Origin of the sequence: Streptomyces javensis (assembly GCF_039525925.1) — a bacterium.
Lineage (GTDB): Bacteria > Actinomycetota > Actinomycetes > Streptomycetales > Streptomycetaceae > Streptomyces > Streptomyces asiaticus.
Genome location: NZ_BAAAIF010000196.1, coordinates 1 through 3,769 on the forward strand (window position 1 = coordinate 1; position 3,769 = coordinate 3,769).

The 3,769-nt window shown below is 70.8% G+C and carries 1 protein-coding gene; it reads right to left on the reverse strand.

Annotated elements, in window-relative coordinates; all coding sequences use genetic code 11:
• Positions 1 to 3,769, reverse strand: a 3,769-nt coding sequence (locus ABD329_RS47445) for a type I polyketide synthase (RefSeq protein WP_344318221.1), incomplete at both ends; no start/stop codon positions are given.

A 3,769-nucleotide genomic window follows, 5' to 3' on the forward strand; every position in this document is an offset into this window, starting at 1 on the left:
ACGCCTCACACAGCCCCTGGCCCATCCCGACCCGCTGACTGCCCTGCCCCGAGAACAACACCGCCAACTTGCCCGACACCACAGAGCCCTGGACCACACCGGCCGCCGGTACGTCATCCACCAGCGCTTCCAGCCCGGCCACGAAGCCCTGACGGTCATTGGCCAGCACCACCGCACGCTCCTCGAACACCGAGCGCCTGGTCAGCAGCGAAGAGGCCACATCCGCGACCGACACATCGGTGCCCAGCTCCCCACGCACCGCCGACAGCAATCGCTCCGCCTGCGCCCGCAACGCATCCTCGGACTTCGCCGACACCACCCATGGCACCAGCGCCGACCCTGCGGATCCGTCGCCCACCGGCCGGGCGACACGCCGCTCCTCGGGGGCCTGCTCCACGATCACATGGGCATTGGTCCCGCTGGCGCCGAAGGAGGAGACACCCGCACGCCTCGGGTGCCCCGTCTCCGGCCATTCCGTGGCATCCGTGAGCAACCGCACCGCGCCCTCGGACCAGTCCACATGCGGCGACGGCTCATCGACGTGCAGCGTCTTCGGCAGTACGCCGTGCCGCATCGCCAGCACCATCTTCATCACACCCGCCACACCGGCAGCCGCCTGCGTATGACCGATGTTCGACTTGATCGACCCGAGCCACAGCGGCCGCTCATCGGCGCCCCGCTCGCGCCCGTAGGTCGACAGCAGCGCCTGTGCCTCGATGGGGTCGCCGAGTGTCGTGCCCGTACCGTGTGCCTCGACCGCGTCCACCTCGGCGGCCGACAGCCCGGCGCTCGCCAGCGCCGCTCGGATCACTCGCTGCTGCGACGGGCCGTTGGGGGCCGTCAGCCCGTTGGACGCGCCGTCCTGGTTGACGGCGGACCCACGGACGACGGCAAGTACCCGATGGCCATTGCGCCGTGCGTCCGAGAGCCGTTCCAGGAGCAGCACGCCGACGCCCTCGGAGAACCCCGTACCGTCCGCCGCTCCCGCGAACGCCTTGCAGCGCCCGTCGGCCGACAGACCCCGCTGACGACTGAACTCCACGAACAGGGCCGGGGTCGACATCACCGTCACACCACCGGCGAGCGCGAGCGAGCACTCCCCCTGGCGCAGCGACTGGGCCGCGAGATGCAGTGCCACCAGGGACGACGAACAGGCGGTGTCCACCGTCACGGCGGGCCCTTCGAACCCGAAGGTGTAGGAGACGCGGCCCGAGGCGATGCTGCCGGCGGTGCCGTTGCCGATGTATCCCTCGACTCCCTCCGGCACCGTGGCCGAGCCGTAGTCGTGGTGCATGATTCCGGCGAAGACACCGGTCTGGCTGCCGCGCACCGACGCCGGGTCGATACCGGCCCGCTCCAGCGCCTCCCACGACGTCTCCAACAGCAACCGCTGCTGCGGATCCATCGCCAGCGCCTCACGCGGCGAAATCCCGAAGAACTCCGGATCGAAATCACCCGCGTCGTACAGGAAACCACCCTCACGCGCATACGCCGTACCCCGGTGATCGGGATCCGGGTGATACAGACCCTCCAGGTCCCAGCCGCGATCGTCCGGAAAGGCGGCGATGGCGTCTCCGCCACGGGCCAGAAGCCGCCACAGATCCTCGGGGGACTTCACCCCACCCGGGAAGCGACAGCTCATGCCGACGATGGCGATCGGCTCGTCCGGGGAGGCGGCCACCGACACCCGACGTCCTGGGTCGGCAACCACTTCGCCACTCCGGCCGAGCAGTTCGCCACGGAGGTAGCGGGCGAGCGCCAGGGGCGAGGGGTAGTCGAAGACCAGGGTGGCGGGCAGGCGCAGCCCGGTGGCCGTGTTCAGCCGGTTGCGCAGTTCCACGGCGGTCAGCGAGTCGAACCCGAGCTCCTTGAACGCACGCTCCGGCTCGACCTGCTCCACATCGGAGTAGCCGAGCACCGCGCCGACTCCGCCACGCACGAGATCCAGCAGCGTCTGCTCCTGTTCGGCCTCGGAAAGCCCCGCGAGCCGGACGAGGTCACCGTGCGGGGCTGTGTCCAGGCCCGGCGCGGCGTCCGCGAGGGCCCTCCGTGAGGGGGTACGCACCAGCCGTCGGAGCAACGGCGGTACGGCCCCGGCCCCACCACGGAGCGCTGCCGGGGCGATCCGTACGGGAACCAGCAGCGAGTGGTCGTCCATGGCGCTCGCCGCGTCGAGGAGCGCAAGCCCCTCGTCCGACGACAGCGGAATGACACCGCCGCGCTCCATCCGCGAGACGTCGGCGTCGGCGAGGTGGCCGGTCATACCGCTGCGTTCGGCCCAGAAACCCCAGGCCAACGACACCCCCGCGAGCCCACGCGCCCGACGCCGCGCCGCCAGAGCGTCCAGGAACATATTCGCCGCCGCATAGTTCCCCTGACCCGCCGCACCAAAAGTCGCAGCGGCCGACGAGAACATCACAAACGCCGACAGCTCCAGATCCCGCGTCAACTCATCCAGATGCACCGCCGCATCGACCTTCGGCCGCAACACAGCGTCGATGCGCTCCGGCGTCAACGAGTCGACCACACCGTCGTCCAGCACACCGGCCGCATGCACCACACCACGCAACGGACGATCCGCCGGAATGCGCGCCAGCACGCCCGCCAGCGCCTCACGGTCGGCGACATCGCAGGCCACCACGGTCACCGACGCACCCAACTCCGCCAGCTCGGCCTCCAACTCCACCGCACCAGCGGCCTCCCGGCCCCGCCGGGAGAGCAGCACCAGATGCCGCACCCCACGCTCGGCCACCAAATGCCGCGCCACCAAACGCCCCAACGTGCCCAGCGCACCGGTCAACAGCACCGTGCCCTCGGGATCCCACGCAAAGCCCGACCCAACTCCCTCAGCGGAAGCCACAGGAGCAGGAACGGCACGCGAAAGCCGGGGCGCCAGCACCTCCCCGGACCGCACGGCCACCTGCGGCTCCCCACACCCCAGCGCCGCTTGGAGCACTCCGGACGACACCGGTACGTCATCCACGTCCACCAGGACGAACCGATCCGGATGCTCAGCCTGCGCCGACCGCACCAGACCCCATACCGCGGCCGCCGCCACATCCGGCACATCCTCACCCGCTACGGCCGCCACCGCACCCCGTGTCACCACCACCAACCGCGAACCGGCAAACCGCTTCTCGGCCAGCCACTCCCGCACCACGCCCAGAGCACGGTGGGCCAGGCGGCGCGTGGTGGACGGAAGATCCTGCCCATCCGAGTCCGACTCGGAAGCGCATGTCACGAGGACGGCATCCGGGGAGCCGGCCAGGGCGGCCAGCTCCGGGCCGCTCGCTACGTCCTGCCCCGCCTCCGCCAAGGCGGCGGTGAGGCCGAGATCGTCCGATCCGACCATCGCCCACTGAGCCTGAGATGCCGCTCCCCGCATGCCCTCCGGGGGCACGCGATCCCATTCCACGGTGAACAGCGAGTCCCTGGTCACCTGCGAGGACGCGGTGAGCTGCTCGGCCGCCACCGGTCGCCCCACAAGCGAGTCGACCGAAGCCACCGGCACCCCGTCGGTGTCCGCCACCAGCACCGAGATCCCCTCGGCGCCCGACGGCGAGAGGCGCACCCGCAGCTCCGTCGCACCCGTGGCGTACAGGGAGACACCTGTCCAGGCGAACGGCAAACGCGCGGGGCCCGTCTCCTCGTCTTCCGGACCCACCCCGGCCATATGCAGGGCGGCGTCGAGGAGAGCCGGATGCAGACCGAAGCGACCCGCCTCAGCCCGCTGCTCCTCCGCGAGCGCCACCTCCGCGAACACCTCATC